The sequence below is a fragment of the Bacillus sp. FSL L8-0654 genome (genome assembly GCF_038629965.1).
Taxonomy (GTDB): domain Bacteria; phylum Bacillota; class Bacilli; order Bacillales; family Bacillaceae; genus Bacillus; species Bacillus safensis.
Genome location: NZ_CP152026.1, coordinates 302,975 through 321,455 on the forward strand (window position 1 = coordinate 302,975; position 18,481 = coordinate 321,455).

Sequence of the window (18,481 nt, forward strand, 5' to 3'; positions counted from 1 at the left end):
AGAGGTTCCTAGTGGGAATTTCTTTAGCGAAAGGTCAAAAAATTGATTTAACAAAAACGAATCCGGGTTTAACAAAAGTAGTCGTCGGTCTTGGCTGGGACGTCAATAAGTATGACGGCGGACATGACTTTGATCTAGACGCAAGTGTATTCCTTTTAGATGCGGCAGGTAAAGCAAGCTCTCCATCTGACTTTGTCTTTTACAACCAAACAACTGGCGGAGGCGGAAGTGTCGTACATACAGGCGATAACCGCACTGGTGAAGGGGACGGAGATGACGAGCAGGTCAATGTTGACCTTGCAGCTGTACCGGCAAGTGTTGAAAAGATTTCATTTGTCATTACAATTCATGATGCAGAAGCGCGCAGTCAAAATTTCGGACAAGTGTCTAACGCATATGTACGTATTTTAAATGCAGCATCGAATGAAGAACTCATTCGCTACGATTTGGCAGAGGATTTCTCAATTGAGACAGCCATTATTGTAGGTGAATTATACCGTCATGGCGGGGAATGGAAATTCTCAGCTGTCGGATCAGGCTATCAAGGCGGTCTTGCCCGCATTGCAACGGACTTTGGCTTAGATATCGGATAACGCAATAGTTTCCTATTTTCAAAGACAGGAGAGATACGAATATGGCGATTCAGCTTTCAAAAGGACAACGTGTCGATTTAACCAAAACCAACCCAGGGCTGACGAAAGTGATGATCGGTCTTGGCTGGGATACGAATAAATATTCTGGCGGAGCCGAATTTGATTTGGACGCTTCGGCTTTCTTGGTAGATGCAAACAATCGTTGTCAGCAAGATACAGATTTTGTGTTCTATAATAACCTTCAGCATCCGAGCGGCAGTGTCACTCATACAGGTGATAACCGTACGGGTGAAGGAGATGGAGATGACGAGCAAATTCTCGTTGATTTCTCGAAAATTCCTGCTAACATTGATCGTATCGGAATTACAGTTACGATCCATGATGCAGAGGCGCGCAGCCAAAATTTTGGACAAGTCTCTAATGCATTTGTTCGTGTTGTAAATGAAGAGAGCGGGGAAGAATTGATTCGCTTCGATTTAGGCGAAGACTTCTCAATTGAAACAGCTGTTGTGGTATGTGAATTGTACCGACACGGAAGTGATTGGAAGTTTAACGCGATCGGAAGCGGATTCTCTGGCGGACTTGCAGCTCTTTGTCAAAATTATGGGTTAGAAGTGTAAATAAGAGAAACAAATCAGTTCAAGAGATGCTGTCAAAAGCTCATATGAGGGCCTTTTCCTAAGTGAGAAAGAAACAGCGATCAAGAATAGCAGCAGGCGAAAGCCTGCTGATGCTTCTACACTTATAGGAGGAAAACCAGTTGGACATTTTGAAACATATGTTGGATACATATGCCTCGTTTTTTGATTGGCATATGTGGGCAGAGGTATTAACAGACCCTGTCTCTTGGGGGCTTATTGGGACTCTTGTCGTGCTTGAAGGATTGTTATCAGCAGATAACGCACTTGTATTAGCTGTGATGGTGAAACATCTACCAGAAAAGCAGCGTAAAAAAGCATTAACCTACGGATTAATTGGCGCTTATTTCTTCCGTTTTCTATTCATTGGCGTAGGGATGCTGCTTATTAAGTTCTGGTGGATTAAGGTCCTCGGAGCTGCTTATTTAGCATGGCTTGTTATTAAGCACTTCTGGTTAGGTGACGGCGATGATGAAGCGAAGGAACTGAAAAAAGAAGGCTGGTTGATTCGAGTCTTTGGTGTGTTCTGGGCAACTGTTATTTCTGTTGAAATTATGGACCTTGCCTTCTCGGTTGATAGTATTCTTGCAGCATTCGCTGTATCTGAGGAAGTATGGATTCTACTATTAGGCGGAATGCTTGGAATTCTCATGATGCGTACAGTCGCGCAGTTATTCCTTGTTCTCATTGATCGTATCCCAGAGCTTGAGAATACTGCGTTTATTCTCATCGGGATCATTGCGATCAAAATGGGCTTGAGTGCTGCTCACATTGAAATCCCGCATCTTGTATTCTTTGCGATTATTATCCTAGCATTTATCGGAACGTTTATCGTTCATAAGATCAATAAGAAGAAACATCAAGAAGTGACAAACGAAGCTGCGGCTTCAAAAGAAGAATAGGACGATCAAAAAGGAATGGAGTTGATTAGCGGCTCCATCCTTTTTTGAATCATCAAGTCATTTGTTCGATTTTCTCTCAACAACAGGAGGTGGCACAGCATGCGGTATTTTCAGTTTTTATCAGAGGCGAGGCAGCACGATATTTTTTTCAAACGGCCGGGGGCGATGCATTTGATGACGCCAAGGCACGTACTTGCGCATGCATTAGGTGCTACTTTGTATATGCCTGCGACAAGACAGGATATAGCAGACATGCTGCTGTCGCAGAAATATGAAGCGCTTTGCTCTGTTGTATTTTGTTTAGAGGATGCCATCGGTGATCAAGAAGTGGAAATGGCTGAACAGAATCTAGTGGTACAACTCGCCAAACTGTCGGACAAATTAACGCATACACCTGAAATGGCTGAACAAATGCCGCTTTTATTTATTCGGGTTCGTTCGCCGAAGCAGCTGCTGAAAATGGCAGATTTGCTTGGTCCATCTCTTCGTTTATTGACGGGTTTTGTATTTCCAAAGTGTTCTATTCATAATGCGAAGGATTATTTGGACAGCTTGAAACAGGCGTCCGCACAAACGAAGACCACGCTGTACGGTATGCCCATTTTGGAAACACCCGATTTATTAGAAAAAGAAACGAGATATACGGTGCTGTCTAAGTTAAAGCAGATCATGCTGAATGATGAAGAATATATTTTGAATATTCGTATTGGGGCAACGGATCTTTGCGGCTTATATGGCATTCGCCGTGATCGCGACACCACCATCTATGAAATCAGATTGATTGCTGATTTGATCACAGATATTATCAATTATTTTGGCCGTTCCTTTGTTGTATCAGGTGCTGTATGGGAGCATTTTGGTCCTGCACGAAAGGAACAAAAACCATTTATCCGTGCGCTTTCTAAGGGCGGTGAGCTGTCCTTATCTGAATTCGATGACGTACAAGGTTTACTCAAAGAGACAAGACTCGATGTAGCCAACGGCATACATGGAAAGACAGTGATCCATCCAACACATCTCAAGCCAGTGCAAAGCATGTACGTTGTGACAAAGGAAGAGTACTTGGATGCTTTAAGCATTTTGGAACATGCTGACGGCACAGTTGGCGTGATGAAGAGTGCTTTCTCTAATAAGATGAATGAAACGAAGCCGCATTACAGGTGGGCAGAGCACATTTTAATTAAGTCAGACATTTACGGGGTGTTTCATGAAAATAGAAGCTATATCGACATACTCACAGAATCAGAAGCGGCATACGCTGAACACCTTGGAACATATGGAGGTTGAGCTTGACCTCAAAGAAGGTGCGCTCCAGCTTGAAAAAGAGCATCTTTTTGAGATGGCGGCAAGGGTGAACAAAAAAAGAGCCTTTTTATTCGTGAGTAAGGTGCTTGGAAAGCATATTCCTGTTCATCCAGTAAAACCGCTCCTTGTCTCGGGTCTTTTAGCGATGGCATATGCCAAAGAGCAAACGGGAAAGACGCCCCCGCACCAAGATCTTCTTGTAGAGGCACTCAAGACAGATGATCACACGGTGTTAACGGCAGCCTATGAAACACTCAAAAAAGAAAAGCTTTCAGCTGGCAATAAGCCTGTCGTCATAGGCTTTGCGGAAACGGCAACAGCTCTTGGACATGGTGTGTATGATGTGATAGAAGGCGCATCATACATTCATACGACACGTGAACAGCTGCTGGATCTTGACCCGTCATTGGTATTTGAAGAAGAACATTCGCATGCAACAGATCAGCTTTGTTATGCAGACGAAGCATTCCTTCGCACAGACCGCCCCATCGTGTTAGTAGATGATGAAGTCACGACAGGCCGTACCAATATCAACATCATTCGTGACCTTCATGCAAAGTATCCAAGGCATTCTTATACCATTCTTTCCATTTTGGACTGGCGGACGGAGGAGCATGAGAAAGCCATGTGCCAGCTTGAAGAGGAGCTTGGAATTCACATCACATCATTGTCTTTATTAAAAGGGCAGATGATTTTTCGAGGCAAAACGCTTGATGAGCCAGCTTATTCGTATGAGATTGCGGAGCAAGAGAAGCAGCCAAGTCTCTCTTTTCACTCTCTTCAATCTTTCTTTAAGCAGGTGCCCTATTCACTTTCTCATGCAGCAAATTCGGCTGGTCATTCGCCATATATACATGAAACGGGCCGTTTTGGTTTAAACGCAGCAGATACGGAAGCGCTCGACCAAGCAGCTGCTGAAGCGGGATTGAGGCTGCGGCAGGAACGCAAAGGAAAACAAACACTCTGCTTAGGGACAGGTGAGCTGATGTATGTGCCGATGAGACTGTCTGCACACATGGGGGAAGGCGTTCTCTTTCATTCAACAACGAGAAGCCCTATTCACCCAGTCGAAAAGGATGGATACGCTGTCCAAAATGGGTTTACCTTTATGAACCCAGAGGATGCCCGAATTCAGCACTACGTGTACAACATTCCAAAAGGTGAATATGATGATGTATTTCTCTTTTTTGAGAAAAAGGTCTCTCAGGAGGCATTGCTTCCGCTTGTTCACTTATTTGCTGAGCGGCATGTGAAGCATGTGCATATTGTGACTTTATCAGACGAGGTGAAGGTGAATGGCTAATGTGTATCCAAAGATGGGAAGCTATCCAGAGCAGGATGTAACCTTCTTACTCAAAGATTTATCCTCTATTGAGATGGAGAAAAGTACAGAAGAGCGGGAGCGTTCGATTCAGAGCGGTGCGCATTATTCAGAAATGCTGCCAATTGAGTACAAACCAACGGCATCTTATATGACTTTATTCTATCAATCTCTTGAAGAAAGTAAGGAAAAGGTAGCAGAAGCAGTAGCTGTTGTAGCAGAACAGATTGTGAAGAAGCGAGGCTTCCAAACCGTGCTTTGCAGTTTGGCGCGTGCGGGGACACCGATCGGGGTGCTGATCAAACGATATATTCGAAAGACGTATGGTGTCGATCTGCCTCATTACAGCATCTCTATTATTCGCGACCGCGGAATAGACGAGAATGCACTGCATTATATGCTGAAAGAACATCCAGGTTTTGAAATTGCTTTTATCGATGGTTGGACTGGAAAAGGGGCGATTTCGAAAGAGCTCCAAAAAGCTGTTCTTGATTTTGAAAAAAAGTATGGTGTACGTCTCTCGAGTGAGCTGGCTGTGCTGGCAGACCCCGGCTATTGTACACATGTATACGGAACGAGGGAGGACTTTCTCATTCCAAGTGCCTGCTTGAATTCGACAGTATCAGGGCTTGTCAGTCGTACGGTATTAAACAACCGCTGGATCAATGCCGATGATTTCCATGGGGCAAAGTATTATAAAGAGCTGCTTGATGAGGATGTGTCCAATCTATATGTGGATACAATTGAAGAAGCATTTTCAAGCCTCGGACCAAATGTACAAGAGAAAGCAGAAACCATACTCTCGCAAGGGACGCCGGCAGATTGGCGGGGAATGGCATCCATTGAAGCAATCGGTCAGGAGTTTCAAATTGAAAATACCCATTTGATTAAGCCGGGAGTTGGTGAGACGACCCGTGTGCTGCTTAGAAGAATCCCTTGGAAAATCTTGATTCAGCCTGGATCTCAGGAGAAGCTGAAGCATATCTTGCTTTTGGCAGAGGACAGAGGTGTTCCTGTCATTGAATATGCCAATATGTCTTACACGTGCTGCGGGTTAATTCGTCCGCTGGAGCAAACGTCATGAAGACATTTGCATTTGCCAGTGATTTAGACAGGACGCTGATTTACTCACATCGAGTGCTTGACCAGTATGCGTATGAAGGAGAGTATGATTTAGTTGAGGTGCTGGACGAACGGCCGCTTTCCTATATGTCTGTTAAAACGAAAAAATCTTTGCAGACGATTCATCAATCAGGCTGGTTCATTCCAGTGACGACAAGAACAACCGCACAGTATGAACGAATCACCTTCTTTGAGCAAGAGCTTAAACCGGAGTATGCCGTGACAACAAATGGAGGCTGTATTCTTCATCATGGCAAGCCGCTTGAGGATTGGCAGGCCATTGTTGATGAGAGACTTAGGGAGTGTATGCCAGTCAGAGAGATGCTGAGGGCGATCTCGAAACTTCCAGTTGCGGCATGGGTGAAGCGTACCCGTACAGCAGAGGGAAGATTCCTTTATTTGATTATGAAAGAGGAGTATCTATCTCACATTCCGCTTGCTGAATTGAAGCTGTGGGGCGAGGAGAGAGGCTGGCAGGTTTCTCTTCAGGGACGGAAGCTTTATTTTATTCCACAGCCGCTTAATAAGTGGGATGCTGTTGCTTTTCTAAAGGACAGGCTGCAGCTTGAATACGTCTATGGTGCGGGTGATTCTCTGTTAGATGCAGGGCTCATTCGTCAATCAGATATGGGCTTTGCCCCAAGGCATGGAGAAGTTCTGGACTTTGACCCATCACTTGAGCCGACAGCAGCATCTGGCATGGCCGCAGCAGATGAAATCACCGCTTCTGTCATCGAGCAGATGATGAACGCAAAAAAGCCTTCGATTCGATAGCAGAAGTAGAAGGCTGAATGATATGATAGTAGTAGCTTTCGAGAAAATATAGGAGAAAGGAAGGAGCGGCGTGAGTTATAAAGAAATCAATGTCACCCATACACGGGCGGAGCAGGAAGCCTGGAAAAATGTGCTGAAAAAGCCGCTCCCTGAAAGAGACGGTTATGTAAAGGACGAGCATACGTTGTCCTTGCCGCGTCTCGCCGCCCGGGTCCTTGGAACTCCGCATGATGCAACCGATTATTTTATTTATTTACATGAATTATACGAAACAGACGGCATGCATATTTTAAGTGAAACACTCAATCGTCATATTGAGCCGGAGCATTTTCAAGCGCTGCAGCGTATTCATTTGATTAACCAAGAAGAAAAGGGATTGTCCGTGAATCGCTTTGTGGCTTTTTTAGATGGTGAACAGCTGATTGTACGCCATCCAAACCCTGTGATGAACCGGCATATCCGTCTTTCATTGATCAAGGTGTTTGAGCATTTCAAGCAGCTGCACGAGGGTGGATTTCAGCATCCTGATTTCCGCCGGGTCCTGCTGGATGTCGTGAAGTTTTCAAATAACCATTTAGGTCCATGGCTGAAGGAAGTCAATATCGAAGAAAAAATGCCGGCTGTCATTTGGTATGGAGAGGCGAATAAAAGTCAGCTTTATTTTCTTTACTATGTCATGCTGATTGGCTGTGATGTTGTGCTATTTCATCCAGAAGGCGAGGATTCGTTCCGCGAATTAGATCCAGAAGAAAAGCTGACTTTTATTGATCAGTACCCGGGAACTTCAAAGCTTGAGCCGTTCCCTACTGAAAAGCCTGAGAGGAAATCAACGGTGGCGTACCGCTCGACAAGAGAGCTTGAAGAGGTGCTTCACACGGAAGATTCAATGCTGTATAAGCCGTGGCAATTCAGAGATCATACTCCTCATTCCATTACGCTCAAGACAACGTATGATGAGCTGTTTTTAATTGCAAAGGAACGATCCTTTATCCGCCCGAATTTCAAAGCAGACCGGGACACGATACAGATTCCGAATCTTTTTGCAAAAATGATGGGTGTCACACGAGACAAACGTGAATACTGGGATCGCATTCACACGTTAATGGAAGGGAAAGAGACGAAGACCATTCGCCATTTTCCTTTTACGAAAGAAGTGACATCGAATTATCAATTTCATTATCAGCATGCACTTTCTTCTGCTGGAGAGATTGATCCTGACTTATTAATGAAAAGCAATGTGTGGCAGTTTTCTCATCTATATGAGGGTACGCAGCGTGCGATTGCAGAGGCGATATCTCGAATCTGTCAGCATCCGAAGCTATTAAAAGAAGGCAATGAAACCGAATTAGATGTCCGTATTTATTTATTCAAGCAGGTTCTGCATTTAAGCCAGGATCTCATTGAACTGATTCAAACCTTTGATTACGCACAAACCGTACCGAAAGTGATTTTATACCATACAGAATATAATGGTGAGCTGACTCGCTCTGATGCGGCCGCCCTGATTTTCCTAAATGAAATGGGTGTGGATCTCTTCGTATATCATCCGGCGGGATATCAGTGTATCGAACGGTATATCGATGACCAATTATTTGATACCCATTGGCTTGATGAGATGGTCATGAACCAGGAGTTTAAAGAGCCGTCCATCGTTAGAAAGTTATTTCAATCCATTAAAAACCGATAAGGAGATCAAAGCTTATGACAAATACAAACGGAAATGACATCATTTCAATTGATAAAGAGGAAATCACGATTGAGAAGGCAGACGATATTCGCGTTCAGCTTCGAAACGAACCAGAAGTGCAAAATATTGCGAGACAGATCGATGCGAAAAATCAGCTGGAACTTCTTGAATACGGAAAACAGCCGGCCGTTGAAATCTCTAAGTTCTCTGATCGTATCCTTTCAATGATGCGTTCAACAAGTGTCACTGACTCAGGAACAATGCTGACGCAGCTTGGCAAGATTATGGATCGCTTTGATAAAAATGACTTTGACGAACCGAAGGGTGGTTTGTTGTCAAAAATCTTTAAGCGCGGCGGCAGCATGATTGAAAAGATTTTTAGTAAATATCAAACCCTCGGTGCAGAGATTGAAAAAATTAATGTGGAAATTAGTAAATATAAAGATGAAATGACCAAATCGACTGTGACGCTTGAAGAAATGTATGAGCATAACATTCAATACTATTTGGAGCTGGAAAAGTATGTCGTAGCCGGTCAAATGAAAATCGAAGAATTAAAGCAATTGGTTCCTTCATATGAAGAAAAAGCAGCTAGTGGAAACCAGCTGGCACAAATGGAGCTTGATACGCTTCGTAATGGCATTCAAGCGCTTGAAGAGCGTGTGTATGACCTTGATATGGCACGAATGGTGGCGCTTCAAACGGCACCGCAAATCCGTTTGCTTCAGCGTGGGAATACGAAATTAATCGGTAAAATCAACTCTGCCTTCATCATCACGATTCCAATTTTCAAAAATGGGATCATTCAAGCTGTTACAGCGAAGAGACAAAAGCTTGTGGCTGATTCTATGAGTGAGCTGGATAGAAGAACAAATGAAATGCTGAAACGAAATGCTGAAAACATTTCAAGTCAAAGTGTAGAGATTGCCAAATTATCTGGCCGTCCAAGCATCGACATTGAAACGATCGAATCTTCCTTTAATACAATTGTACAAGGGATGAAAGAGACGAAACAGATCGAAGAAGAGAACAAGCGATTACGCGAAGATGGGACAAAACGTATGCTTGAGCTTCAAGATAATATTAAGCGGGCTGCCCTAGAGTCCTAAAAAAACAAGCTGTCTGTAACTAAAGTTGCAGGCAGTTTTTTTATGAATTTAAATAAAATTTGAGGAAAAAGGTTTTTATGTGACCATTTTCGGGTAAATCCTGTTAAGGGGAATGGTTCGCCCAAGATTCAAAAAACCGCTATGACGAGGATTCGACTTATTTTTTAGCACAATCAGGAATTTCCAGTAAAATATTGTCTGATGAGAGGAAATACCCCGTAAAATATGTAGTTTATGAAGCATTCTATAGGATTTACGAGTAATACGGCGTATAAACTCTAATGACCAGACCTCTATATGGAATTCATACATATTGTGGGGAAATAAGCGAATTCTAAAGATTGTTCGCATCATAACGCTTATGTTACGGTTATAAAGATGCTAATTTGGAGGGAAAATATGAATTCTGAAGAGAGAAATATCAAAATCAAGATAAATAATGTATCTAAAATTTTCGGTAAAAATGCTAAAAAAGCATCTCAAATGCTTGAAAAAGGGAAAACAAAAAGAGAGATCCTAAAAGAGACCGGCGCAACAGTTGGTGTCAATCGAGCAAATTTTGATGTTTATGACGGCGAGATATTTGTCATCATGGGGCTATCAGGGAGCGGAAAGTCCACACTTGTGCGGATGCTAAACAGGTTAATCGAACCAACCTCCGGTGAAATATATATTGATGGGGATATGATAACAAATATGTCAAAGGATCAATTGCGTGAAGTCAGACGGAAAAAGATCAGCATGGTTTTCCAAAACTTCGCATTGTTCCCGCACCGTACAATTCTTGAGAACACTGAGTATGGTCTTGAATTGCAAGGTGTCGATAAAGAAGAGCGCAGACCAAAAGCGCTTGAATCTTTAAAGCTTGTTGGACTTGAAGGCTTTGAAGAGCAATATCCAAATCAATTAAGTGGTGGTATGCAGCAGCGTGTTGGATTGGCACGTGCGTTAGCAAATGACCCTGACATTTTATTAATGGATGAAGCATTCAGCGCACTAGATCCATTAATTCGTAAAGATATGCAGGATGAATTGCTTGAGCTTCATACATCTGTAGGAAAAACGATCATTTTCATTACCCATGATTTAGATGAGGCGCTTCGTATTGGTGACCGCATTGTACTCATGAAGGACGGAAATATCGTTCAAATCGGAACACCAGAAGAAATTCTGATGAACCCATCGAATGAATATGTTGAACGCTTCGTTGAAGATGTTGACCTTTCTAAAGTATTAACCGCTGGTCATATTATGAAACGTGCAGAAACAGTTCAGATCGATAAAGGGGCACGTGTTGCGCTTACGCTCATGAAAAACCTTGGGATTTCGTCTATCTATGCAGTAGATAAGAAAAAGCATTTATTAGGTGTCATTTCTGCCCAAGCAGCGAAAAAGGCAGCAGAAACGGGAGCGTCACTTGAAACGGTTCTCGATAAAGAATTTACGACAGTGTTGGAATCTACGTATTTGACAGAGATCTTTGATGCGGTGTCTGATGCGAACATTCCGATTGCCGTTGTTGATGAGAAAAACAGAATGAAGGGCATTGTGGTCAGAGGTGCATTGATTGGTGCATTATCAGGAAATGATGAGTATATCAACATGTCTTCTAACAAGCTAGAGGAAATTAAAGCACAAGAGCCTTCTGCACAGGAGGTAGAATAAGATGTTTAGTATGAGTGATTTACCTAGAATTCCGTTTGCGGAATATATCGATCAATTTGTTGACTGGTTAACATTAACGTTTGGTGGTTTCTTTGATGGCATCACAAATGGATTAGCAGGAACAGTAAATGGGATTGTAGCAGCACTTGGCGTCATTCCATCCATTATTTTAACCCTTATCTTTGCCGGCATTGCTTGGTGGATCAGTACAAGAGGAGTTGCTCTTTTCACACTTATTGGATTTTTACTGATCGACTATTTAGGCTACTGGCATCCAATGCTTCAAACACTTGCACTCGTTTTGACCGCTGTGGTCATTTCCATTGTGATCGGGGTTCCGATCGGTATTTGGGCATCACAGAAGGAAACTGTGCGTAAAATTGTGACACCTATTTTAGATTTAATGCAGACAATGCCTGCATTCGTTTATCTATTACCAGCGATCTTCTTCTTTAATATTGGGGTTGTTCCTGGGGTTGTGGCATCGGTTATTTTCTCCATGCCGCCAACGATTCGTATGACCATTCTCGGTATTAAACAAGTACCGGCTGATTTAATTGAAGCTACCGAAGCATTTGGTTCAACGACATTCCAGCGTTTATTCAAAGTTCAGCTTCCACTTGCAACAAAAACCATCTTAGCTGGTATTAACCAAAGTATCATGCTGGCTCTATCAATGGTCGTCATTGCGGCAATGGTAGGTGCACCAGGACTTGGTTCAGAAGTATATAGTGCGGTAACGCAGCTGAAAACAGGTATTGGTTTTGAAGCAGGTATTGCCATTGTGATTGTGGCGATTACACTTGACCGTATTACCCAAAACATTAAAACGAAAAAATCCAGGGGGAATGCTTAATGTGGAAAAAGTCTCTCTACATTGGGATGACCGCCCTGCTTGTCTTTTTACTAGCCGCTTGCGGTGCGCAGACAGATTCAAATGCGAGTGCTGCTCAGCAGGTGAATAAAACCATTATCGGAATCGATCCTGGTTCAGGGATTATGGCACTGACAGATCAAGCGAAAAAGGATTACGGCTTAGAGGATTGGACGGTTGTGTCTGCATCAAGTGCAGCCATGACGGCAACGCTCAAAAAATCTTACGACCGTAAAAAGCCAATCATCATCACTGGCTGGAATCCACACTGGATGTTTTCCCGCTATGATTTAAAATATTTAGATGATCCAAAAAAATCTTACGGTGAAGCGGAAGAAATTCATACGATTTCACGTAAAGGATTTGCGAAGGATCAGCCGGAAGCAGCCAAAATGCTTAGTCAGTTTAAATGGTCTCAAGATGACATGGGCGAAGTCATGATTGATATCCAAGATGGTGTGAAACCAAAGGATGCCGCCTTAAAATATGTAAAAAAACATAAAGACCAAGTAGCGAAATGGACAAAAGGCGTGAAAAAGTCGAATGGTGGAAAAGTCAATCTTGCCTACGTTGCATGGGATAGTGAGATTGCAAGTACCAATGTTGCAGCAGAAGTATTGCGTGAACTTGGGTTTAAAGTAACTTTGACTCAGGTTGAAGCAGGTCCAATGTGGACAGCAATAGCAACCGGAAGTGCGGACGCATCATTATCCGCTTGGCTGCCAAATACGCATAAAACGTATGCAGCGAAGTTTAAAGGAAAATATGATGACCTTGGTACAAGTATGAAAGGTCTTCGAATGGGGCTAGTTGTTCCAACATATATGAAGAACGTAAACTCCATTGAGGATTTGAAAAAATAGTCAATGATATAGTGGTTCCCTTATAATAGAAGGGAGCATGTTGAAAAAGCAGTCTGCTCAAAAAGCGGCTGCTTTTTTCTTATATAGAAGGATGGAGTTGTCGGACGATGGATAAATCAATCATGATTTTTCTGCATGGTGGAGGAGTAAGCAGCTGGATGTGGCAGGAGCAGGTTGAAATATTGATGGACACGTATGAATGCTTTGCTCCTGATCTCATTGGACACGGGACAAGAGCAAAAGAACAGATATTTTCAATGAATGAAAGCACCCGTGAAGTCATCTCATGGATCAAGGAAAATGCGAATGGCCGTCAAGTGATTCTGATTGGATTTTCTTTAGGTGCGCAGATTGCCGTTGATGTGTTATCAAGAGAGCCGGATATCGTAGACATAGCCGTCATCAATAGCGCCCTTGTGATGCCTTTGCCATGGCTCCATTTCATGGTGAGACCCCTCTTGCCACTGACGTATCCATTATTAAAGAAAGATTGGTTTATCCAGCTCCAAGCCGAAAAGATGGGGCTCTCGCAACATGTACTGCATCATTATGCGGCGGAATCGAAACATCTGCAAAAGAAAACCCTTCTTACGATGTTTCAGGAAAACCTCCATTACAAGCTCCCAGACACGTTTCAGCAAGCGAAGGCACGCATTCTTGTCACAGTGGGAGAAAAAGAAAAAGGCATCATGAAACGGTCAGCAAAAAAAATAACGAATTCACATCCGAAGGCAACAGGCGTCGTTGTTCCCGGTATTGGGCATACATTTACTTTTGAAAAGAAAGAACTTTTTACAGAAATGGTCATAAACTTTATAGAGGCACGTGCATTACCAGTCGAATTAAAGGAAATCCAGTAGCTGCGCCAATCAATAAGTGAAGACGAGCATAAAAGGGGCGCCGGTCTCTTAGAATCTGTATGATATAGGTATAAAACGCTTACAGTTTGTGTGTCCTAGAAGGAGGAGCTATGAGTAAAAACTATATCATATTCGGTGCAAGTCAAGGCTTAGGAGATGCTTTTGTAAAGGGTCTTCCATCAAGTGGAGATACAGTTTGGATTGTGTCGCGAAGTGAACCAAGCAGTTTGAACATAGATGACGGTGTACATAGAATTTGGCTGAAAATCGACTTATCAAGCCAAACACATATCCCTTATATGCTCGAAGCACTTGAGAACAAGACGATTGATGTACTCATCTATAACGTCGGTTTATGGGAAAAACGAGGCTTTGAAGACGATTATTCCTTTGATCACGATCAGCCAGAGGATATTGCACATTTAATCAATGTGAATGTCACCTCAACCATTACGTACATCCAGGCACTGCTTCCTCACGTAAGGAAATCGGAGAATGGAAAAATCATCGTCATTGGCTCAACGGCGGGTCTCGATCATACGAACCTGCCGCAGGTCTCGTTTGTTGCATCTAAATTTGGCCTGCGCGGAATTGTGAATGCACTGAGAGAGCATGTGAGGAAAGATAAAATATCCGTCACCTGTATCAATCCAGGAGAACTTGCGGCGGAGGTTCCGTATGAAGATGGAGCCGAAAAGGCCATCACTCTTTATGATGAAACGAGAATCCCTGTTCAGGATATTGTGGAGCTTGCGAGATGCGTGATTCATTTATCAAGGGTATCTTGCGTGAAAGAAATCAACGTTCCAGCCATGGCAGATCTGAATGCGTAATATAAAGCAGACCACCCGCCCTGAAGAGAAGGCGGGTGGCTTTTTCATTTATGATGAATGCTGCTGGAGTGTTTGATAGACAGCCTCGGTCAAAATCTCAATGCCAGTAAAGATAGCAGAGCGGTCGAAGGTCATATACGGATGATGAAGACCGGGCTTTAAATCACAGCCTAAACCGAGCATCGTGGATTTGATATGCGGAAGCTTTGCTGCGTAAAAGTGAAAGTCCTCTCCACCTGTTGTGACGATCGGGGGATCAAGCTGCTCTTTGCCTAAAACCTGTTCAATTGCATGAGACATGATCTGGACAGCTTCTTCATTTAAGGTGGCGGCAGGCAGACGATGGTCTGTTGAAAGTGTAATGGAAGCGCCAAAGGCATCCGCTACAGAATGAACCGCTCTTTCAATTTCTTTTTCTAGTTCATCCATCACTTCGTTTGTTTGTGCCCGTACATCTAATGTAAAAGAGGCTTTGCCTGGGATGATGTTTGAGCTGCCCCCGCCAGCATGTAAATTGGTCATTTTGACAGAATGCGCGACTCTTGGATCGACATGGATATGCGCGAGTCTCTGCACGAGGGTTGAAGCCACTTCTATGACGTTGACGCCAAGGTGTGGACGTGCACCGTGCGCTTCCTCGCCAATAATGGTGCCGACGTAATGATTACTTGATCCGTGCAATATAGCAGGAGCGCAGCGTCCGTTTAATGTTTCTTGGATTGGGCGCACATGTACGCCATATAAGAAATCGACATCTGCGAGCACTCCTTTTTCAATCATTTTCAGCGCACCGCCGCCTCTTTCCTCAGCAGGCTGAAAGATGAAACGGATCGTGCCGTTCGTGCGTTCTTTTTCCTTTAATGCCATGAAGGTGCCGAGAGCCATTGTCATGTGTGCATCGTGTCCGCATGAATGATTGGCTTGAAACTCACCATCTACTTCCTGCCAAAGTGCATCAATATCGGCTCTCACAGCGACCACTGGTGCGCCTTCTCCAATTTCACCGATCACCCCTGTACAGTCGTCAAATGTTTGAGTTTTGCAGCCCAATTTTTTCAATATATCTTCAATATAAGCAGTCGTTTCTGTTTCTTCCCAGCTGATTTCTGGATGGGCATGCAAGTGTTCAAAGATGTCTGTCACGGTTTGTTTCATTTCGTTTGTCAAAGTTGTCATGAGAAGCCTCCTTGCTGACAGATAATCTGTCAAAACATTATTTTAGTGAAATAATATTGATCTTAAATATCAACAGTGTTTATAATATAACACATCATTTGATTATTCTGAAAATTAAGTGAAATTCCGATCGGGACAAAGGGGTTTTGACACATGAAAACAGCGACAGTATCAGCATCAGAGAAACAAAAACGAAAACTTCAAATGCCGGATGCGTATGTTCTCTTATTTATGATTGCACTGATTTGTACAATAGCAACGTATTTTGTACCAGCGGGTGAGTTTGACCGAAAGACATCTGGGGAGATCACAACAGCCGTTCCTGGCAGCTATCACCGTATTGATCAATCACCAGTGAGTCCAGTTGGCTTTTTCACAGCGATACAAGAAGGAATGGTAGGGTCCTCTTCTATTATTTTTCTGATTCTATTTACGGGCGGAACCATTGCCATTTTGGAGAAGACAGGTGCTATTAACGGGATGATTCACCATGTCATCAGCCGGTTTCAAACGAAGCAATTATTGTTTATTTGTATTGTTGGGGGATTATTTTCAGTCCTTGGAACGACCGGAATTGTCGTGAATTCTGTCATTGGGTTTATTCCAATCGGCATCATTGTGGCACGATCCTTGAAATGGGATGCTGTAGCAGGAGCCGCTGTCATATACATCGGCTGTTATGCAGGGTTTAACGCAACGATTTTATCTCCATCTCCATTAGGTTTATCACAAACAATTGCAGAGCTGCCGATCTTTTCCGGCATCGGCCTGCGTGTCATTATTTATCTTTGTTTTCTTATTTCTAGTATTGTGTACATCTATTTATATACAAGACGTCTGAAGAATAAAGAAAAGGGAAGCATTCTTGGCGATCAATGGTTTCCTGCTAAGGGGCTTGGCGGAGCCGATGCGGAATCTGTGGACAAGCCTGCATTTACTGGCAGACATAAGCTGATTTTAGCGGTGTGCGGATTGTCACTTGGAGGTTTCTTATATGGCGCACTTCAGCTTGGCTGGACCGATAAGGAAATGGCGGGTGTGTTCATTTTTATGGCTATCGTCGCTGGACTGCTCGGCGGATTAGCTGCCAATGATATTGCGAAAACGTTTATTATCGGGTGCCAAAGCCTTGTATACGGCGCACTTATTGTTGGGATGGCACGCTGTATTTCGGTCATTTTAGAAAACGGGAAGCTGCTTGATACAGTGGTCAATGGCTTGGCGAGTATGCTGACAGGCTTTAGTCCCATCGCTGGTGCGATCGGGATGTATATTGCGAGTGCGCTTCTTCACTTTTTGATTTCATCAGGATCAGGAGAAGCCGTTGTCTTTATCCCAATTCTTGCGCCGCTCGCTGATTTAATGGGCATCACAAGACAGGTAGCTGTAGAAGCGGTAATGCTTGGTGAAGGGGTGGTCAACTGTATCAATCCGACTTCCGGTGTGTTGATGGCTGTGCTTGCTGCAAGTGGTATTCCTTATGTAAAGTGGCTGCGTTTTATGGTGCCGCTTGCCCTCATTTGGTTTGTCATCGGTCTTGTATTTATTTGTATCGGGGTCATGATCAACTGGGGACCTTATTAAATATGTAGGAAGCTGCCGACGAGCGTTTGGCAGCTTTTTTCTTGTGGAAATATGTATGGAGCGGGCGCTTTGAAAGCACAATAAATGTGTTCACAAATTCGCTACATATTTTTTTTGAGCAGCCCCCTTGCAAAAGTTTGTGAAATGTTGCACAATAAGAATGTGAAATACTTCACATAAGAAAAACAGCCTAGTTTTACTCAGGAGGATGAGATAAATGACAAACGAAAAAGTAAACAAAGTAGCCCTTATTGGAGCAGGTTTCGTCGGCAGCAGTTATGCCTTTACATTAATAAATCAAGCAATCACAGATGAATTGGTTGTCATCGATTTGAATCAAGACAAAGCAATGGGTGACGTGATGGATTTAAACCACGGAAAAGCATTTGCGCCGCATCCTGTGAATACATGGTATGGAGATTATGAGGATTGTAAGGATGCAGATATCGTCTGTATCTGTGCTGGTGCAAACCAAAAGCCAGGTGAAACAAGACTTGACCTTGTTGAGAAAAATTTAAATATATTTAAAGGCATTGTAGAAAACGTGATGAAAAGTGGATTCGACGGTATTTTCTTAGTGGCCACAAACCCAGTCGATATTTTGACATATGCGACTTGGAAATTCAGTGGTCTTCCAAAAGAACGAGTGATTGGCAGTGGTACGACGCTTGATACGGCAAGATTTAGATACATGCTCAGTGAGTACTTTGACGCAGCGGCACACAACGTGCATGCGTACATCATTGGCGAGCATGGAGATACAGAGCTTGCTGTTTGGAGTCATGCAAATATTGGAAGTGTGCCGATTACAGAATTAATGAAGAGAAATGATCAATACAAACAAGAAGACTTAGATGAAATCATGGAAAATGTCCGTCATGCCGCTTACCAAATCATTGAGAAAAAAGGCGCCACTTATTACGGTGTAGCAATGAGTTTAGCCCGCATTACAAGAGCGATCCTGCACAATGAAAACAGCATTTTAACTGTCAGCACTTACTTAGATGGAGAGTACGGAGCAGAAGATGTCTACATTGGTGTACCTGCCCTTGTGAATCGAAATGGCGCAACAGAAGTAATGGAGCTCACACTGAACGACACGGAGAAAGAAAAATTTGCACACAGTGTGAATGTGTTAAAAGAGATTTTGGCTCCTCATTTTTAATCAATCAAAA

General features: G+C 43.2%; 17 protein-coding genes. 16 read left to right on the forward strand and 1 reads right to left on the reverse strand.

The window, feature by feature from the left end:
* Positions 1-11 precede the first annotated feature (11 nt).
* From MHH65_RS01645 to MHH65_RS01710, 14 genes are all read left to right on the forward strand, one after another.
* Positions 12-593, forward strand: a complete 582-nt coding sequence (locus tag MHH65_RS01645; RefSeq protein ID WP_024424356.1) for a TerD family protein — start codon at positions 12-14, stop codon at positions 591-593.
* 41 nt (positions 594-634) lie between these two features.
* The gene (locus MHH65_RS01650; protein ID WP_208946046.1) at positions 635-1,213 is read left to right on the forward strand and encodes a TerD family protein; all 579 of its coding nucleotides are present in this window, start codon (positions 635-637) and stop codon (positions 1,211-1,213) included.
* A 140-nt stretch (positions 1,214-1,353) separates the two neighbouring features.
* Entirely contained in the window at positions 1,354-2,133 is a 780-nt protein-coding gene (locus tag MHH65_RS01655; RefSeq protein ID WP_024424355.1) for a TerC family protein, read from the forward strand.
* Between the two features lie 99 nt (positions 2,134-2,232).
* On the forward strand, positions 2,233-3,420 hold the full coding sequence (locus MHH65_RS01660) for an HpcH/HpaI aldolase/citrate lyase family protein (protein WP_135033226.1): 1,188 nt from the start codon (positions 2,233-2,235) through the stop codon (positions 3,418-3,420).
* Positions 3,410-4,741, forward strand: coding sequence for a phosphoribosyltransferase family protein (locus MHH65_RS01665; RefSeq protein ID WP_268414333.1), 1,332 nt, complete (start codon positions 3,410-3,412; stop codon positions 4,739-4,741). Before MHH65_RS01660 ends, MHH65_RS01665 begins: the two co-directional genes overlap by 11 nt.
* Positions 4,734-5,843: a cysteine protease StiP family protein gene (locus MHH65_RS01670; protein ID WP_268414299.1), complete on the forward strand. Its 1,110-nt coding sequence runs from the start codon at positions 4,734-4,736 to the stop codon at positions 5,841-5,843. Before MHH65_RS01665 ends, MHH65_RS01670 begins: the two co-directional genes overlap by 8 nt.
* Positions 5,840-6,655, forward strand: a complete 816-nt coding sequence (locus tag MHH65_RS01675) for an HAD family hydrolase (RefSeq protein WP_268414300.1) — start codon at positions 5,840-5,842, stop codon at positions 6,653-6,655. The genes MHH65_RS01670 and MHH65_RS01675 overlap by 4 nt, the downstream gene beginning before the upstream one ends.
* 70 nt (positions 6,656-6,725) lie before the next feature.
* Entirely contained in the window at positions 6,726-8,342 is a 1,617-nt protein-coding gene (locus MHH65_RS01680; RefSeq protein WP_208946043.1) for a YceG family protein, read from the forward strand.
* Positions 8,343-8,356: 14 nt separating this feature from the next.
* Positions 8,357-9,451, forward strand: a complete 1,095-nt coding sequence (locus MHH65_RS01685; RefSeq protein ID WP_024427234.1) for a toxic anion resistance protein — start codon at positions 8,357-8,359, stop codon at positions 9,449-9,451.
* A gap of 399 nt (positions 9,452-9,850) precedes the next feature.
* Entirely contained in the window at positions 9,851-11,116 is a 1,266-nt protein-coding gene (opuAA, locus tag MHH65_RS01690) for a glycine/proline betaine ABC transporter ATP-binding protein OpuAA (protein WP_024424349.1), read from the forward strand.
* Between the two features lie 10 nt (positions 11,117-11,126).
* Positions 11,127-11,972, forward strand: coding sequence for a glycine/proline betaine ABC transporter permease subunit OpuAB (gene opuAB, locus MHH65_RS01695; RefSeq protein WP_024424348.1), 846 nt, complete (start codon positions 11,127-11,129; stop codon positions 11,970-11,972).
* Positions 11,972-12,853: a glycine betaine ABC transporter substrate-binding protein gene (locus MHH65_RS01700; protein WP_024427235.1), complete on the forward strand. Its 882-nt coding sequence runs from the start codon at positions 11,972-11,974 to the stop codon at positions 12,851-12,853. Before opuAB ends, MHH65_RS01700 begins: the two co-directional genes overlap by 1 nt.
* 107 nt (positions 12,854-12,960) lie before the next feature.
* Positions 12,961-13,713, forward strand: coding sequence for an alpha/beta hydrolase (locus MHH65_RS01705; protein WP_268414301.1), 753 nt, complete (start codon positions 12,961-12,963; stop codon positions 13,711-13,713).
* 110 nt (positions 13,714-13,823) lie between these two features.
* The gene (locus MHH65_RS01710; RefSeq protein ID WP_034283231.1) at positions 13,824-14,546 is read left to right on the forward strand and encodes an SDR family oxidoreductase; all 723 of its coding nucleotides are present in this window, start codon (positions 13,824-13,826) and stop codon (positions 14,544-14,546) included.
* 48 nt (positions 14,547-14,594) lie between these two features.
* Here MHH65_RS01710 and MHH65_RS01715 read toward each other — a convergent pair whose 3' ends face one another.
* A complete protein-coding gene (locus MHH65_RS01715; RefSeq protein ID WP_268414302.1) occupies positions 14,595-15,722 on the reverse strand; it encodes a M20 peptidase aminoacylase family protein in 1,128 nt (375 codons plus the stop codon).
* A gap of 153 nt (positions 15,723-15,875) precedes the next feature.
* On the opposite strand from MHH65_RS01715, the gene MHH65_RS01720 reads away from it, so the two are divergent.
* The gene (locus tag MHH65_RS01720; RefSeq protein ID WP_070326654.1) at positions 15,876-17,306 is read left to right on the forward strand and encodes a YfcC family protein; all 1,431 of its coding nucleotides are present in this window, start codon (positions 15,876-15,878) and stop codon (positions 17,304-17,306) included.
* A 217-nt stretch (positions 17,307-17,523) separates the two neighbouring features.
* Positions 17,524-18,471, forward strand: coding sequence for an L-lactate dehydrogenase (locus MHH65_RS01725; protein ID WP_070326655.1), 948 nt, complete (start codon positions 17,524-17,526; stop codon positions 18,469-18,471).
* Positions 18,472-18,481 lie beyond the last annotated feature (10 nt).